Source organism: Streptomyces sp. NPDC021562, from assembly GCF_040640875.1.
GTDB lineage: Bacteria > Actinomycetota > Actinomycetes > Streptomycetales > Streptomycetaceae > Streptomyces.
In genome coordinates this window covers 3,428-4,624 of the sequence record NZ_JBFACN010000068.1, presented here as the reverse complement: position 1 = coordinate 4,624, position 1,197 = coordinate 3,428, and the positions used below count along the sequence as shown (strand labels likewise).

1 rRNA gene (running past one end of the window) is annotated in these 1,197 nt (G+C 56.0%); it reads right to left on the bottom strand.

The window, feature by feature from the left end:
- Nucleotides 1-22: 22 nt before the first annotated feature.
- Nucleotides 23-1,197, bottom strand: a 23S ribosomal RNA gene (locus AB0G52_RS40795) (it continues 1,638 nt past the right edge of the window).

The window sequence follows — 1,197 nt, the reverse complement described above, 5'->3', positions numbered from 1 at the left end:
AACACAGTGGACGCGAGCAACTGAGGACAAGCCCTCGGCCTATTAGTACCGGTCACCTCCACCAGTTACCTGGCTTCCAGATCCGGCCTATCAACCCAGTCGTCTACTGGGAGCCTTACCCCATCAAGTGGGTGGGAGTCCTCATCTCGAAGCAGGCTTCCCGCTTAGATGCTTTCAGCGGTTATCCCTCCCGAACGTAGCCAACCAGCCATGCCCTTGGCAGAACAACTGGCACACCAGAGGTTCGTCCGTCCCGGTCCTCTCGTACTAGGGACAGCCCTTCTCAAGACTCCTACGCGCACAGCGGATAGGGACCGAACTGTCTCACGACGTTCTAAACCCAGCTCGCGTACCGCTTTAATGGGCGAACAGCCCAACCCTTGGGACCGACTCCAGCCCCAGGATGCGACGAGCCGACATCGAGGTGCCAAACCATCCCGTCGATATGGACTCTTGGGGAAGATCAGCCTGTTATCCCCGGGGTACCTTTTATCCGTTGAGCGACGGCGCTTCCACAAGCCACCGCCGGATCACTAGTCCCGACTTTCGTCCCTGCTCGACCCGTCGGTCTCACAGTCAAGCTCCCTTGTGCACTTACACTCAACACCTGATTACCAACCAGGCTGAGGGAACCTTTGGGCGCCTCCGTTACTCTTTAGGAGGCAACCGCCCCAGTTAAACTACCCATCAGACACTGTCCCTGATCCGGATCACGGACCCAGGTTAGACATCCAGCACGACCAGACTGGTATTTCAACGACGACTCCACACTAACTGGCGTTAATGCTTCACAGTCTCCCAGCTATCCTACACAAGCCGAACCGAACACCAATATCAAACTGTAGTAAAGGTCCCGGGGTCTTTCCGTCCTGCTGCGCGAAACGAGCATCTTTACTCGTAGTGCAATTTCACCGGGCCTATGGTTGAGACAGTCGAGAAGTCGTTACGCCATTCGTGCAGGTCGGAACTTACCCGACAAGGAATTTCGCTACCTTAGGATGGTTATAGTTACCACCGCCGTTTACTGGCGCTTAAGTTCTCAGCTTCGCCACACCGAAATGTGACTAACCGGTCCCCTTAACGTTCCAGCACCGGGCAGGCGTCAGTCCGTATACATCGCCTTACGGCTTCGCACGGACCTGTGTTTTTAGTAAACAGTCGCTTCTCGCTGGTCTCTGCGGCCACCCCCAGCTCAGA